This window comes from uncultured Allobosea sp. (assembly GCF_945956895.1).
Taxonomy (GTDB): domain Bacteria; phylum Pseudomonadota; class Alphaproteobacteria; order Rhizobiales; family Beijerinckiaceae; genus Allobosea.
The window spans coordinates 1-13904 of record NZ_CAMFJF010000073.1; the positions used below are offsets into that span (position 1 = coordinate 1).

The following is a 13904-nucleotide window of genomic DNA, read 5'->3' on the forward strand; positions in this document are numbered from 1 at the left end:
TCCGAAAGAGTGAGCTACAGGATGCGACTTGGGATGAGGTCGATTTCGAGAACGCAGTCTGGTCGATCCCGAAGGAGCGGATGAAGCGATCCAAGGCGCACAACGTCTATCTTGCGCAGCAAGCAATCGACATTCTCATTGCGCTCAAGACCTGCGCCGGCAATTCCAAATATCTGCTGCCATCGCGCTACGATGCGGATGCTCCCATGTCGCGGGCGACCTTCAATCGCATAACCACCGCTGTCGTGGCTCGGGCGAAGAAGGAGGGCTTGCCGCTCGAACCTTTCACGGTTCACGATCTGCGCCGGACAGGCTCTACGCTCCTGAACGAGCTGGGCTTCAATAGTGACTGGATCGAGAAGTGTTTGGCACATGAGGATGGCCGCTCGTCCCGTGGCATCTACAACAAGGCGGAATACGAGCACCAGCGCCGCCATATGATGCAAGAATGGGCGAACCTCGTGGACGCGTGGGTGGCGGGCCAGAAATATGTGCCGACGCTGTATCCGCCGTCAATGGACCTGTTGGTGCCTGAACCTAGCGTTTGACGGGCCGGAATTTCCTGAGCTTCACATCGGGCGACGGCGCGCGTCTGATAGCCTTCTCTCTGGAGGCTTGGCGACGTTCTTCAAGCCAAGCCTCCACTTCGGCGAGGTCCCAAACCACACACCGGGCCGTCAAATAGAACCGCTGGGGAAATTCACCCCGTTGTTCCATGTCATAGATTGTAGTGTCGGCAAGGGGAACTAGTTCCCGAAGCTGATGCCTGCGAATCGTCCGTTTACCCAGCGCGAATGTCGGATCACTCATCTTTCATAACCTCGGTATCCATGTTCAATGGGATTCGGGGCAACTGGAGGTCCCCGAAACTATGCGAACCATGGAGGGAGGTCGCTGGCCTGTAGCGTGCCGCATTTGCGTCTATGCGCCGGCGGCACCCCCTTACGGCGGGAGCGCGCGGCCGACATGCGAAACTTGCATCCCGGAGAGGGTGTCGGCAAGAAGGAACAGCGTTGAATGTTCGGGGGGGCTCAGGTTACAAGATCTGATGCAGCGGTGCGGGCAAAACGACGCCAGAGGGTAAGAAGTCGGGGGGAGCTTTGGAAATCAACATAAAGCCATTTCTCAAGTGGGCAGGCGGGAAACGCTGGCTTACTAAAACGCTTTTCCCCCTTATCCCCGAGGACTACGGAAGATATGTTGAGCCGTTTCTCGGAAGTGGAGCGATTTTTTTCGCCTTGTCGCCTCAAGAGGCATTTCTATCCGATATTAACGCTGAACTTGTTAACACGTATCTCGCCATCCGTGATCATCCGGGTGAAATACTCTTAGGCCTCCGCGACTTACATGATCGTCATAGTCATGATTTATATTACCTTATCCGAAATACCCATCCAGATAGTGATATCCAAGCTGCCATTCGTTTCTTGTATCTGAATCGAACTTGCTGGAATGGGCTTTATCGCGTCAATCGCAAGAATGAGTTTAATGTTCCTATTGGAACAAAATCTTCTGTTTTGTTTGATGATGATGATTTTTTTGCTGTTTCGAATGTTTTAAAGAAAGCTACTATATCGGCTATTGATTTCGAGGAGGCGATAGATTCTGCTTCATCAAACGATCTAATCTATGTAGACCCGCCATATACAGTAAAGCATAATTTTAATGGATTTCTAAAATATAATCAGTCGATATTTTCATGGGACGACCAAGTTCGCCTTCATGATGCGCTTGTTCGGGCAAGGACGCGCGGTTGCCATATATTGGTATCCAATGCAAACCATGAAAGTATCCATGAATTATATTCTGATTTCCACATTACACATACGATACCACGGGCAAGCGTAATCGCTGGCCAATCCAAGGCGCGCGGTCTGACATCTGAGTTCTTGGTGGTGCATCATGCCTAGAGTCGGATACTGGAGAGCAATATTCTCTGCTGGACCGCAGGCATGGGGAACCGCACTGCTAGAAATTCTAGTGGTAGCAACAATATCTCTAATACCATTGCTTATGGCTGCAATACGAGAGCTTTTGCCATTGGGGTCAAATATTCTTATCAGCGACGCCTTCCAAAGATCATTTCTGAGCGGTCAGCTTGTATTTTATTCTGTTGGACTTATTGCAACCATAACGTGGAACTCAAATAAGGATTTTCAGTCATTCTTCCCGTGGCGGACAATCTTTAATTTATACTGCCTTGCGGGAATTGTGTTCTGCACGCTCCTAATTGGCTATGATCCAACGTTATCGCGCATAAAGCCAAGCATACTTTCGGTCGCATCGGTCGGAATATTTCTAGTGACTCTTGTCGCCTATGTTTTGATGGCTGTCATTTCCCAAGTCCATGTAAATGTGGGGGAGGCCCTAGCCAAAACGGATGCTGATCTACAGAACGAGGTTCGGCGGTCGAGGGGGATTTCTTGATGGCGACTGAGGACGCGCGCAAGGTCGTGATTTCGGCCATTCGTATTCAGCAACCCATCGGCGACATATATGTCGGGAGTATCCCTGCAAAGACGCTAGTCGAGATTACCGATTTTGACATTCGGCAATTGGTCACGGAGAGGGGTATCGACTCATATCTCGGTATTCAGAGGGAACTCGATACGAGGCGGGTTCGTGAGATCCAGCAATACGTAAGAGGCTCTGATGCGACATTTCCTACCGCAGTTGTCTTGGCGATACCTGAGAAGTGCGTAGCTATCGAATCTCCGTGTGATGCCGATGATCGCTTCGTCCGCATGACCCTATCGAACTATCCTGATGACGCGGACCCTGAAAATGCGGTCTTCTACCGTCATATCGCCCGCGTCATTGACGGACAGCATCGTATTCGAGGGCTGGAGGGCTATGACGGAACTGATTTTGACGTAAATGTATCGATATTCATTGATGCAGACATAGCGGATCAGGCGAGCATATTTGCAACGGTAAATCTTGCTCAAACAAAAGTTAACAAAAGCCTTGTCTACGATCTATTTGAATTAAGTAAGAGCCGAAGCCCTGAAAAGACATGCCATAGTGTTGTCGTCGCACTAGAGTCGACTCCTGACAGTCCGTTTTACAGAAAAATAAAAAGGCTTGGAAAAACAACACCCGGCAGATACACGGAGACGCTGTCTCAAGCAACGGTCGTTGCCGGAATATTGCAATATATATGCAAAGATAAAATACAAATAATTCAAGATCGACAAATTGGGAGGCGTGGCGGAACATTCCCACCTGCCAATGCAGACGATGCAGAGAGGTTAGTTTTGCGGCCATTCTTTATAGAGAGCAGGGACGTTGATCTTACTAATCTTATCTGGAACTATTTTGATGCAGTCAAATTGAGATGGCCCGAAGCATGGGATGCAAACGCAACCGGCTATATGTTGAATCGCACAAACGGGTTCGATGGATTGATGCGATATTTTAGACACGCGTACCGATACCTTACAAGTCCGGGAAAAATGGTAGAAACTGAAGATTTTAAAAGGCTGCTAGATAAATCGTCCTTAAAGGATGGAGACTTCAATCCGCAGCGATTTGTGCCCGGTTCCTCTGGCGCGTCTGCACTCGCGCGGGTGCTATTAGAAGAAACGGGAATTCAATAGAGCTACCGATCTCGCCGAGCCTTGGCGAAACCCCTGTCCGTGGCAATGAACCGCTCCAACATGGGCACGATCAGCCTGACTGGATCGGCGACGGGCTGGCCGGTTTCGCGGGCCAGCACCTCTGCATAGGCGACCAGATCGCGGTGGAGCGGCGCGGGCAGTTCCACGGTGATCTTCACGGGCTTGTCGTCGGGCAGCGGGCCGAGTTTCAGTTTCGTCATGGTCAACCTCCTGCCGGCTCGAATACTAAATCGCGGGTGACGATGATCCTGACCGGGAAGCCCGGCCGGATGGTCAGCGTCGGCGCGACCTGCAACTGGCGCTGGACGATCTGCTGGCCGGCCTGATTGACGGTATCCTGCGCGCCGTCGCGGATGGCGCGGATCAGTCGGTCCTCGTCGCTCATCGCCAGCTCCGAACCGACTGCGAGCAGCGTGGACAGCCCTGCCGCCTTCATCAGATCCCACCAATGATAATCGACGCCATCCTCAAGCCCGGCATAGCCGCTGGCGTCCGCGCCCGGCAGGCGCTCCAGAACGATGGAGCGGCCACCCGGCAAGATCAGGCGGTTCCACACCAAGAGCACCCTTCGCTGGCCGAAGGTCACGCCATCATCGTATTGGCCGATGATGCGGGTGCCCTGCGGGATCAGAAGCAGCGAGCCGGTCGGGCTGTCATAGACGTTCTCCGTGACCTGTGCGGTGATCTGGCCGGGCAGATCGGAACGGATGCCGGTGATGAGCGCGGCGGGGATCACGGCCCCGGCCTGAAGGATGTAGGGCGATGCCGGCGGCGCAACGCGATCCGGGGCGACGGTCTGCCGGTCCACCGGCCCATTGAGAAACGCCGCGTGGCGATCCTGTGTCGCGGGCTGCCCGCCGAGGCCAAGCCCGGCAAGGCCGGGCATGGCCGTCCCGGCCGTCGCTCCCGTGCGCGGGCCGGACTGGAAAAAGACGTTGCTCAAGCGCGCGGCTTCTTCCTCGGCGCGGCGGCGTTCTTCCTCAGGATCGACGGCGGGCGTCGTCATGACGGGCGGCGCAACGGGCTGGCCCCTTGTCTGCGCGTCGAGGATCGGGCGGCCGAGGTCGCCGGGTAGCGCCGGGCCGAGCGCCGGCCCGCTATAGTCGCTCGGCAGGCCGGACAGGCCGTCCGCCGTGGGCCGGTTCTCGGTCGAATAGAGTTCGTCACCTCCCGGTCCTGCATCGCGGGTCTGGAGCGCGTAAATCAGCGCCCCACCGATGCCGAGAAGCGCGACGGCCCCGACGCCTGCCAGCATCTTACGGGACAGGCGGGTGACGCGGGGCGATTCAGCGCGCAGGCGCATGGGGGTGGCGGTATCGGTATCGCTCATGAGGACGATCCTCCCGTGGTCGTGCGGGCTGGCTCTGCTGCGGCCTGCGTCGGGTTGGTGCGGACGATCCTGACAACCTGCTGGCGGTTGCCGCTGCCAAGGCGCAGCTCCGCCGCGCCGAACAGGCGGTCCACGATCAGGACGTTCTGGTGGATGCGGGAATTGACGATCTGCGGCTCGCCGTTCGATCCAAGCACGAAGATCGGCGGCATCTCGCCCTGCACGATCCCGGCCGGGAAGACGACATAGACGCGCCTGCCGTCATCGAAGACGGAAACCGGCCGCCATGGCGGGCTGTCGCCCTGCACCTGCAAGGCGTAGCGATAGTTCCGCGCTGCCTCGGCCGGAATGATCGGCGCGGCCGGGACCGCCTGACGCTGGCCGGCAGGCGGTGCCGGATAGGCCCATGCCACGGCGGGCATGTAGAGCGATTCCCGCGCGCGCAGCTCGAGCATGTAAGTGCGCCGGTCGGTGGTGACGACAAGGTTGGTCGAAATGTCCGGCCGCGTCGGCTTCACGAGGATATGGACGCGGCGGTTTGCGCCCGAACCGGATTCCGTATCGCCGATGATCCAGCGGGCGGTGTCGCCGGCCGCGATCGGCCCCGCGCCTGTCAGGCTCTCGCCCGGCTCCAGCGCGATCGTCGTGATCTGCCCGACTGCGGCATAGACCTGATAGAGCGCGCCTTCCGACCACGGATAAATCTGGATGGCGTTGTAGTAGCCTTCCCGGCGCGGCTCGACGCGGGCGGCTGCGTTGGCGTTCTCGACGCGGCCGGTCGGCGTGCCTGCGGCGGTGCCGCCGCGCGCCACGGTCCATGCGGGGGGCACATGCAGCGGCCGGGGCGTGTTGTCGGTTGCCGCCGCCTGCACGGTCGGCAGCGGCGGCACGCTGGCGTCGTAGCTGAATTGCGGCGTCCGGTTGGTGGCGCAGCCTGCCAAAGTAATTGCAAACGCCGTCGCAAAAATCGCATAGGTTAGCGACTTCAGGATCAGTAAGGAGGAACCGACAGAATGGATTCTGTGCCGACGATTGTTGCCCGGTATATCGACGCCTACAACAGGATGAATGTTCAGGCGATGCTCGACTGCCTGTCGGGCGACGTTCGGTTTATCAACAGATCGAACGGAGAAGTGACGAACGAGACGCACGGGATTGAAGCGTTTCGCGCGTTGGCGGAACAGGGCGTTCAATTGTTTGCGGAAAGAGCACAGACGATTCTCGGCTGCATCGCAATTGAGGACCGGGCAGCCGTGCGCATCGGGTATCGCGCCAAGGTCAAGGCCGACCTGCCCAACGGCTGGAAGGCCGGGCAAGAGATCGAGATGACGGGTACATCTTTCTTCGTGATTTCCGAGGGGAAGATCAGCGAGGTGATTGATGCAAGCTGACGCTTTCATTGGCTCATCTCCCGCGACCAAGAAATTGCATTGACGTAGATTCCCAGCGGATTGGCGCGCAGGCGCTCGGCGTCGCGCGGCGGCTGGATGACGATGGTGAGAATGGCTGTCCATCGTTCCGTGGTGGAAAGCTGGCCGTTCTCGAAATGCCTTTCCGTCCACGCGACGCGGAAGCTGTTGGGCGAGGCCCGGATGACGCTCGACACTTCGACGGCGACCTGCTGTCGGCCGACCTTGGCGAAGGGATCATTGGCACGGGCGTAATCGTTGAGCGCCGCCGCGCCGCGATCCGTGGTCCACTCATAAGCCCGAAGCCAGTTCTGACGGACAATGATCGCGTCGGCCGGGATCGCGCGGACCTGCTCGATGAAGCGGCCGAGATGGAAAGCAATCTGCGGATCGGTCGGGCGATAGTCGGCATTGGCGGGCGCGACGGTCTGCGCCTGACCAAGATTATCGACCTGCACCACCCACGGCACCACGGTCCCGCGTGCGGACTGCCAGACAAGGGCGGACGCGAAGCCGGCAGACAGGATCAGCGAGCCGAAGGCCATGAGCCGCCAGTTCCGCGCCTGCACGCGGGCCGAGCCGATACGCTCGTCCCAGACTTGCGCGGCGCGCTGATAGGGCGTCTCGGGTTCCGGCGTCTTGCCGTAATGGGTTGCTGGTCGTTTGAAGATGCTCATGAGCGGTCACTTTCGGAAAGGTTGACGGAGGAACCGGAACCGTGGCTGTCGCCAGACCGCACCGCATGGGCGGCCATGGTGGTGCCGTGGTTCATTGCCTGCGAGCGGCGCATCTGCTGCGCCCATGCGGGCGGGCTGCCGGCCGGGCCGGATGCTGCTGCGGCGGGATCGACGCTCGCGCCGCCGACCGTGCCCATGGTGGAGCTGCCGCCCGACGCGCCGAATCCGGCTTTCGCACCAGCGGAGAAGCTGGATTTGACGGATTCGCTGGCGCGAGCGGCGGCGCGTTTGAGGGGCGAGATAGCCGCCGACCCTGCGGCCCGCGCCACACCGCCGAGGCCGGAGGCGACGCCGGCCGCACCGGATTGGCCAAGCGAGCCGACGCTATAGGCGGCGGTCGCCGCGCCTGCGGTGGCCGCACCGCCGCGGACGGCCGCGGCCCCGCCGGACAGTGCAGCGGCACCGCCCTTGGCGGCGAGCATGGCCCCGCCGCCAGCGGCGACGGCTGCACCTGCGACCGCAAGCCCGGTTCCAACGGCAGCACCCGCGCCAAGCTGCGGCCCGCCGGAAACGATGCCATTGGCGATGCCGGGGCCGAAGATGCCGAGGCCGAGCAGCGACAGCGCGGCGAGCACAATCGCCATGGCGTCGTCGATGGTCGGGGTCGCCCCGCCGAAACCGGCCGTGAATTGCGAAAACAAGGTGCTGCCGATGCCGATGATAACGGCGAGGACCAAGACCTTGATGCCGGACGACACCACGTTGCCCAAGACCTTCTCGGCCATGAACGCGGTCTTGCCGAACAGCCCGAAGGGGATGAGGACGAAGCCGGCGAGCGTCACCAATTTGAACTCGATCAGCGTCACAAAAAGCTGGATCGCCAAAATGAAAAACGCGAGCACAACCAGCGCCCACGCAAACAGCAAACATGCGATCTGTATGAAGTTCTCGAAGAACGCGATCCAGCCCATCAGGTCGGAAATGGAGTCGAGCAGCGTGCGGCCGGCGTCGAGGCCGGTCTGCGCCACGCGGCCCGGCCGCATCAGATCGGTCACGGAAAAGCCGGTGCCCGACGCCATCAGGCCGAGGCCGGCGAAGCTCTCGAAGACGATGCGCGCGAGGTTGTTCCAGCTTGAAATGATGTAGGCGAAGACGCCGACGAACAGCGTCTTCTTCACCAGCCGGGCGATGATGTCGTCATCCGCGCCCCATGCCCAAAACAGCGCGGCGAGCGTTACGTCGATGACAATGAGCGTCGTGGCGATGAAGGCCACCTCGCCGCCGAGCAGGCCGAACCCTGAGTCGATGTAGGACGTGAATACGCCTAGAAACGAGTCGATGACGCCTGTGTTGCCCATGGTCAGCGCCCTTCGCTGGATTGCGGCGCGGCGGGCGCTGGCGCGCGGCCGAGGAAGCGGTCACGGGATTCAGCCCAAGCGGCGAGGCAGTCGGTGTCATTCGCCGCCGCCTCGCCGAGCCGCTGGCAACGGCGCAGGGTTTCGCGCAGCGGATCGGCCGGGGGCTGGAGCGCCGATGCGGGCCTTGGCGCGGAAGGCTCGTCCTTCCGCGCCATGTCGATTGCGGTCGCCGTGACGGCGATGGCGACGAACACCACGGCCCCGAGCCGGGCCAGCATCTTGCCGTCCATGGCGAGCCTCCCGGTCAGTTGTTGCCGTTGTTGAACATCTGCGCATTGCCCGGCTGATAGCCGCTGCCCGGTGTCAGGAACCGTTCGCGCTGGATGCGGCCCTGCTCGGCGGCGGTCGCGCGCTCCGCTTCGGTCAGCGCATCGGCGCGGCCATTTGCCGAGATGACCGCGATCAGGTCGGAAAGCTGCTGCGACTGGAGGGCGAGGAGCTGGTTGCCGGCCTGCGTGGCTTGCAGCGCGCCGGTCGCGCCTTGGCTCTGGCCGACAAGCGCGGCCATCTCGGCGCGGTTGCTGTCGATGTTGCCGACCGCACCCGCCTGAATGCGCATGGCGTCCTGCAAGCCGCCGACCGTGTTCTCCCAGCGCCCGCGCGCATCGGCGACAAGCTGGGCGTCAGTCGCCGATAGCGAGACATTGCCATATTGCTGCTGGAACGCTTGGTCGATCTGCCCGACCTCGAACGCGATGTTCTGCGCTTGGCCGAGAAGCTGCTGCGTGCGCTGGACGTTCTGCTGGAGCTGCTGGAGCGACGAATACGGCAGGCTCGCCAGATTGCGGGCCTGATTAATGAGCATCTGCGCCTCGTTCTGGAGGCTGGTGATCTGGTTGTTGATCTGCTCCAGCGTGCGCGCTGCCGTGAGCACGTTCTGCGCATAGTTGCTCGGGTCATAGACGATGCGGCCGAAGCCGAATTGCGCATGGGCCGGGCTTGCCAGCATGGGCGAAAGCGCGACGGGCACGGCGAGCGCCAGCGCGAGGGCCGAGGCCCCGACGATCTTGGGATAGGTCATGGAAGAATCTCCTGTGTGGGGTGGGTATCGAGCCGGGCCGGCGCGGCGGATTCCGGTCGGTCGGCAAGATTGGTGAGGTTCGGGATCAGGCCGGCCGCCCACTCGACGCCGCGCTCGCGCAGCCATGCGGCGAGGAAGCCGTCGCGGCCGTGTTCGGCGACGATCTGCGCAATGAGCGTCTGGTCGGATTTGGCGGATGCGGCGCAGAGCGCGAGGCCGACTTCGGACAGGCCAAGCTCGAACAGGCGATTGCCCCTGCGGCTTTGGCAGTAGTAATCCCGTTTGGGCGTGGCCCTTGCGAGGATTTCGATCTGGCGGTCATTGAGGCCGAAGCGGCGATAAATGGCCGTGATCTGCGGTTCGATGGCCCGCTCGTTCGGCAGCAAGAGCCGCGTCGGGCAGCTCTCGATAATCGCGGGCGCGATGTTGCTGCCGTCAATGTCGGACAGGCTTTGCGTGGCGAAGATGACGCTGGCGTTTTTCTTGCGCAGCGTTTTCAGCCATTCGCGGAGCTGGCCGGCGAAACCTTCATCGTCGAGCGCAAGCCAGCCTTCATCTATGATGAGCAGCGTTGGTCGCCCGTCGAGCCGGTCGCCGATACGATGGAACAGATAGGCGAGCGCGGCCGGGGCCGCGCCGGTCCCGACAAGTCCCTCGATCTCGAACGCCTGCACGTCCGCCGAGCCAAGGTGTTCGGCTTCGGCGTCCAGCAGCCGGCCATAGGCCCCGCCGACGCAGAACGGCCGGAGCGCCTGTTTCAGATCGTTGGATTGCAGCAGCACCGCAAGGCCGGTGATGGTGCGTTCCTCGACCGGCGCGGAGGCGAGCGAAGTCAGCGCCGTCCAAAGATACTCTTTGACCTCGGGCGTGATGGCGATGCCTTCCCGCATGAGGATGGCGGCGATCCAGTCCGCCGCCCATGCCCGTTCATAGGTGTCGTGGATGCGGGCGAGCGGCTGGAGCGAGACGGACGCCTCGGCCCCATCGGTCAATCCGCCGCCAAGGTCGTGCCAGTCGCCGCCCATGGCGAGCGAGGCGGCGCGGATGCTGCCGCCGAAGTCGAAGGCGAAGACCTGCGATCCAGCGTAGCGCCGGAACTGCAAGGCCATGAGGGCGAGCAGCACGGATTTGCCCGCGCCCGTGGGGCCGACGACAAGGGTGTGGCCTACGTCGCCGACATGGAGACTTAGCCGGAACGGGGTTGAGCCTTCGGTCTTTCCAAAGAGCAAAGGGGGCGCACCGAAATGCTCGTCCCGTTCCGGCCCCGCCCACACCGCCGAAAGCGGGATCATGTGGGCGAGATTCAAAGTGCTGATGGGCGGCTGGCGGACATTCGCGTAGGCGTGTCCGGGCAGGCTGCCGAGCCATGCGTCAACCGCGTTGACGCTCTCGGGCATGGCGGTGAAGTCGCGGCCCTGAACGATCTTCTCGACCAGGCGCAGCTTCTCGTCGGCTATGCGCGGGTCGGCATCCCAAACGGTGACGGTGGCCGTGACATAGGCCATGCCCGCCACGTCCGCCCCAAGCTCCTGCAAGGCCATGTCCGCGTCGAGCGCCTTGTTCGCCGCGTCGGTGTCCACGAGGGCGGACGCCTCGTTGGTCATCACCTCTTTCAGAATCGCGGCGATGGACTTGCGCTTGGCGAACCATTGGCGGCGGATGCGGGTCAGCAGCCGCGTGGCGTCGGTCTTGTCGAGCAGGATGGCGCGGGTGTTCCACCTGTAGGGGAACGGCAGCCGGTTCATTTCGTCGAGCAGTCCCGGCGTCGTCGCGGTCGGGAGTCCCACGATGGTCAGGACGCGCAGATGCGCGTCGCCAAGGCGCGGCTCCAGCCCGCCGGTCAAGGGCTGGTCGGCGAGCAGCGCGTCGAGGTGCATCGGCACCTCGGGCACCCGCACGCGATGCCGGTTGGTCGAGATGGTGGAATGGAGATAGGTCAGCGTCGCGCCGTCATCCATCCAACGGCACTCGGGCATGAAGCCGTCGAGCAAGGCCAGCACGCGGTCGGTGCGGTCGATGAAGCCACGCAGCAGCTCCCACGGGTCCACGCCGGTTTTCTCGCGGCCCTCGTAGAGCCATGTTTCGGCGCGGGCGGCTTCCTCGGCCGGGGGCAGCCAGAGGAAGGTCAGGAAATAGCCAGAAACGAAATGCGTGCCCGCTTCCTCGAAACCGGCCTTGCGCTCGGCATCGACCAGCGCCGACGCGGGATCGGGAAAAGTGCTGTGGGGATAGGTCGCGGCCTCGCTGCGCTGCGCTTCGACAAAGATGCTCCAGCCGGAGCCGAGGCGGCGCACGGCATTGTTGATGCGGCCGGCGACGGCGACCAGCTCGGCCGCGACGGCGGAATCCAGATCGGGACCGCGAAACTTCGCCGTCCTCTGAAAACTACCGTCCTTGTTCAAGACGACGCCGGAGCCGAGCAATGCGGCCCATGGCAGATAGTCGGCGAGCCGGGCGGCGGTGCGGCGATATTCGGCAAGGTTCATCATGGCCGCGCCCTCACGCCGCCAGATGGCCGGGGATGCGCAGATGCCTACGCCCGACCTCGACGAATTGGGGATCGCGCTTCGCCGCCCATACGGCTGCGAAATGGCCGATGGCCCAAATGGCGATGCCGACCAGCCAGAGGCGCAAGCCGAGGCCCACGGCCCCGGCAAGCGTCCCGTTCAGAATCGCGATGCTTCTCGGTGCGCCGCCGAGCAGGATGTGTTCGGTTAGCGCCCGATGGACCGGCACGGTGAAGCCCGGCACCGCGTCGAGCTGTTCAAGGCCGCCCGCCATCAAACGAGCGCCCCGCCGCCGAAGGAGAAGAACGACAGGAAGAAGCTCGATGCGGCGAACGCGATGGACAGGCCGAACACGATCTGGATCAGCTTGCGGAAGCCGCCGCTGGTATCGCCGAAGGCCAGCGTCAAGCCAGTGGCGATAATGATGATGACAGCGACGATCTTGGCGACCGGCCCCTCGATGGACTGAAGGATTTGCTGCAAGGGCTGCTCCCATGGCATCGACGAACCGGACGCATGGGCGGCCGGGGCAAGCATGAGGCTGATGGCAAGGGTGGATGCGGCGGTCGCGGCGAAGCGATAGCCGCGCGTGAGCGTGCGGATCATGAAGATTCTCCTGTGCTGGTTGGGATTGCGGGGGTGATGCGGTAGTCGCCGTCCGGCCCCAGCCCCTCGACGCGGGCAAGCTCGGCCAGCCGGCGCGCGGAACCGCGCCCGGAAAGGACGGCAACAAGGTCGATGGTTTCCGCGATGAGAGCGCGGGGGACGGTGACAACAGCCTCTTGAATGAGCTGTTCAAGGCGACGGAGCGCGCCGATGCCGGTGCCGGCATGGATGGTGCCGAAGCCGCCGGGGTGCCCCGTGCCCCACGCTTTCAGAAGGTCGAGGGCTTCGGGGCCGCGCACCTCGCCGATGGGGATGCGGTCGGGGCGCAGGCGCAGCGAGGAACGGACCAGATCGGAAAGCGTCGCCACGCCGTCTTTCGTCCGCATGGCGACAAGGTTCGGCGCGGCGCATTGCAGCTCGCGCGTGTCCTCGATGATGACGACGCGATCCTGCGTCTTCGCCACCTCGGCGAGCAGCGCGTTGGTCAGCGTCGTTTTGCCGGTGCTGGTGCCGCCCGCCACCAAGATATTGGCGCGGGCTGCGACGGCTTCGCGCAGCGTTTCCGCCTGATCGGCGGACATGATGCCGGCGGCCACGTAGTCGTCGAGCGTGAACACCGCGACGGCGGGTTTGCGGATGGCGAAGGCCGGCGCGGCGACCACGGGCGGCAGAAGCCCCTCGAACCTCTCGCCACTCTCCGGCAGTTCGGCCGAGACGCGCGGGCTGCGGGCATGAACCTCCGCGCCGACATGATGGGCGACCAGCCGCACGATACGTTCGCCATCGGCGGCAGACAGCTGTTCGCCCGTGTCGGAAAGCCCTTCGGACAGCCGGTCCACCCAAAGGCGGCCGTCCGGGTTCAACATCACCTCGACCACGGCCGGGTCTTCGAGCAGCCGGGCAATGGCGGGGCCGAGCGCGGTGCGCAACATGCGCGCGCCGCGCTGGATCGCTTCCTGTCTGTGGTGGTTGGTGGTCATGTCGGCCCCGGCTTCTGGCGGGGCGCAACAGGCGATCCCCGGATCGGGGTCGATTAAGAGAGGCCGAAATCCGGCCGGTTCAACAAGTATCTAGCTCTGTGCGGGGATCGGCGGCTATCGGCGGTAAATAGGATGGGCTTCCTTCGACGATCTTGCGCCCGGACAGAGGAGTCACTATATTTCTAGCAACTCGATCTTCGGTGGTCGGGGCAGGTTCGAATCCTGCGGCTGCGCTAGTTCTGGTCGCCCTTTTAAGCCTTTTCCACTTCGGAAATAGTCAACTTAGAGCCCGTCCCGAAAGGGTTGAGCGGCTGGGGCGCTCGTGATTCCAAGGGG

16 protein-coding genes are annotated in these 13904 nt (G+C 62.2%); 4 read left to right on the top strand and 12 right to left on the bottom strand.

The annotated features are described in order from the left end of the window. A partial coding sequence (locus Q0Q02_RS20765) for a site-specific integrase (RefSeq protein ID WP_293812352.1) occupies positions 1–548 on the top strand: 548 nt, incomplete at its 5' end. Here Q0Q02_RS20765 and Q0Q02_RS20770 read toward each other — a convergent pair. Beyond that, on the bottom strand, positions 538–810 hold the full coding sequence (locus Q0Q02_RS20770) for an AlpA family transcriptional regulator (RefSeq protein ID WP_171379775.1): 273 nt from the start codon (positions 808–810) through the stop codon (positions 538–540). The genes Q0Q02_RS20765 and Q0Q02_RS20770 overlap by 11 nt on opposite strands. 290 nt (positions 811–1100) lie before the next feature. Here Q0Q02_RS20770 and Q0Q02_RS20775 point away from each other — a divergent pair, with 290 nt between their 5' ends. Both Q0Q02_RS20775 and Q0Q02_RS20780 read left to right on the top strand, forming a co-directional pair. Next, positions 1101–1910 (top strand): Dam family site-specific DNA-(adenine-N6)-methyltransferase, encoded by an 810-nt coding sequence (locus Q0Q02_RS20775; protein WP_203064908.1) that lies wholly within the window; start codon positions 1101–1103, stop codon positions 1908–1910. A gap of 516 nt (positions 1911–2426) precedes the next feature. Beyond that, complete coding sequence (locus Q0Q02_RS20780; protein WP_171379773.1) at positions 2427–3599, top strand: DGQHR domain-containing protein; 1173 nt, start codon at positions 2427–2429, stop codon at positions 3597–3599. 2 nt (positions 3600–3601) lie between these two features. Here Q0Q02_RS20780 and Q0Q02_RS20785 read toward each other — a convergent pair whose 3' ends face one another. Genes Q0Q02_RS20785 through trbG form a run of 3 tightly spaced genes read right to left on the bottom strand, consistent with a single transcriptional unit; the run spans position 3602 to position 5891 of the window. Continuing rightward, a complete protein-coding gene (locus Q0Q02_RS20785; RefSeq protein WP_171379772.1) occupies positions 3602–3820 on the bottom strand; it encodes a DUF2274 domain-containing protein in 219 nt (72 codons plus the stop codon). A gap of 2 nt (positions 3821–3822) precedes the next feature. Continuing rightward, a complete protein-coding gene (locus Q0Q02_RS20790; RefSeq protein ID WP_293812357.1) occupies positions 3823–4950 on the bottom strand; it encodes a TrbI/VirB10 family protein in 1128 nt (375 codons plus the stop codon). After that, positions 4947–5891, bottom strand: coding sequence for a P-type conjugative transfer protein TrbG (trbG, locus tag Q0Q02_RS20795; protein ID WP_293812358.1), 945 nt, complete (start codon positions 5889–5891; stop codon positions 4947–4949). The genes Q0Q02_RS20790 and trbG overlap by 4 nt, the downstream gene beginning before the upstream one ends. 72 nt (positions 5892–5963) lie before the next feature. Between trbG and Q0Q02_RS20800 the strand changes: the two genes are divergently transcribed. Beyond that, positions 5964–6341: a nuclear transport factor 2 family protein gene (locus Q0Q02_RS20800; RefSeq protein ID WP_171379770.1), complete on the top strand. Its 378-nt coding sequence runs from the start codon at positions 5964–5966 to the stop codon at positions 6339–6341. A gap of 5 nt (positions 6342–6346) precedes the next feature. Here the strand turns inward: Q0Q02_RS20800 and trbF are convergent, their stop codons facing one another. From trbF to trbB, 8 genes are read right to left on the bottom strand one after another with little or no spacing between them, the layout of a single operon-like run. Beyond that, on the bottom strand, positions 6347–7036 hold the full coding sequence (gene trbF, locus Q0Q02_RS20805) for a conjugal transfer protein TrbF (RefSeq protein ID WP_183824473.1): 690 nt from the start codon (positions 7034–7036) through the stop codon (positions 6347–6349). Next, positions 7033–8394: a P-type conjugative transfer protein TrbL gene (gene trbL / locus Q0Q02_RS20810; protein ID WP_203064904.1), complete on the bottom strand. Its 1362-nt coding sequence runs from the start codon at positions 8392–8394 to the stop codon at positions 7033–7035. Before trbL ends, trbF begins: the two co-directional genes overlap by 4 nt. Before the next feature lie 2 nt (positions 8395–8396). Then, entirely contained in the window at positions 8397–8684 is a 288-nt protein-coding gene (gene trbK-alt, locus Q0Q02_RS20815; protein ID WP_171379767.1) for a putative entry exclusion protein TrbK-alt, read from the bottom strand. Positions 8685–8698: 14 nt separating this feature from the next. Further along, the gene (trbJ, locus tag Q0Q02_RS20820) at positions 8699–9475 is read right to left on the bottom strand and encodes a P-type conjugative transfer protein TrbJ (protein WP_293812364.1); all 777 of its coding nucleotides are present in this window, start codon (positions 9473–9475) and stop codon (positions 8699–8701) included. Next, positions 9472–11964, bottom strand: coding sequence for a conjugal transfer protein TrbE (gene trbE / locus Q0Q02_RS20825; protein WP_293812366.1), 2493 nt, complete (start codon positions 11962–11964; stop codon positions 9472–9474). The genes trbJ and trbE overlap by 4 nt, the downstream gene beginning before the upstream one ends. Positions 11965–11974: 10 nt before the next feature. Beyond that, positions 11975–12256, bottom strand: a complete 282-nt coding sequence (locus Q0Q02_RS20830; protein ID WP_171379764.1) for a VirB3 family type IV secretion system protein — start codon at positions 12254–12256, stop codon at positions 11975–11977. Next, positions 12256–12588: a TrbC/VirB2 family protein gene (locus Q0Q02_RS20835; RefSeq protein WP_171379763.1), complete on the bottom strand. Its 333-nt coding sequence runs from the start codon at positions 12586–12588 to the stop codon at positions 12256–12258. The genes Q0Q02_RS20830 and Q0Q02_RS20835 overlap by 1 nt, the downstream gene beginning before the upstream one ends. Then, on the bottom strand, positions 12585–13568 hold the full coding sequence (gene trbB, locus Q0Q02_RS20840) for a P-type conjugative transfer ATPase TrbB (RefSeq protein WP_293812368.1): 984 nt from the start codon (positions 13566–13568) through the stop codon (positions 12585–12587). The genes Q0Q02_RS20835 and trbB overlap by 4 nt, the downstream gene beginning before the upstream one ends. Positions 13569–13904: the final 336 nt, after the last annotated feature.

Coding starts and splice junctions, on each gene's coding strand:
- trbK-alt (WP_171379767.1), bottom strand. CDS start 8,684: ATGGACGGCAAGATGCTGGCCCGGCTCGGGGCCGTGGTGTTCGTCGCC.
- Q0Q02_RS20770 (WP_171379775.1), bottom strand. CDS start 810: ATGAGTGATCCGACATTCGCGCTGGGTAAACGGACGATTCGCAGGCAT.
- Q0Q02_RS20780 (WP_171379773.1), top strand. CDS start 2,427: ATGGCGACTGAGGACGCGCGCAAGGTCGTGATTTCGGCCATTCGTATT.
- Q0Q02_RS20835 (WP_171379763.1), bottom strand. CDS start 12,588: ATGATCCGCACGCTCACGCGCGGCTATCGCTTCGCCGCGACCGCCGCA.
- trbE (WP_293812366.1), bottom strand. CDS start 11,964: ATGATGAACCTTGCCGAATATCGCCGCACCGCCGCCCGGCTCGCCGAC.
- trbJ (WP_293812364.1), bottom strand. CDS start 9,475: ATGACCTATCCCAAGATCGTCGGGGCCTCGGCCCTCGCGCTGGCGCTC.
- Q0Q02_RS20785 (WP_171379772.1), bottom strand. CDS start 3,820: ATGACGAAACTGAAACTCGGCCCGCTGCCCGACGACAAGCCCGTGAAG.
- trbL (WP_203064904.1), bottom strand. CDS start 8,394: ATGGGCAACACAGGCGTCATCGACTCGTTTCTAGGCGTATTCACGTCC.
- Q0Q02_RS20830 (WP_171379764.1), bottom strand. CDS start 12,256: ATGGCGGGCGGCCTTGAACAGCTCGACGCGGTGCCGGGCTTCACCGTG.
- Q0Q02_RS20790 (WP_293812357.1), bottom strand. CDS start 4,950: ATGAGCGATACCGATACCGCCACCCCCATGCGCCTGCGCGCTGAATCG.
- trbF (WP_183824473.1), bottom strand. CDS start 7,036: ATGAGCATCTTCAAACGACCAGCAACCCATTACGGCAAGACGCCGGAA.
- Q0Q02_RS20800 (WP_171379770.1), top strand. CDS start 5,964: ATGGATTCTGTGCCGACGATTGTTGCCCGGTATATCGACGCCTACAAC.
- trbB (WP_293812368.1), bottom strand. CDS start 13,568: ATGACCACCAACCACCACAGACAGGAAGCGATCCAGCGCGGCGCGCGC.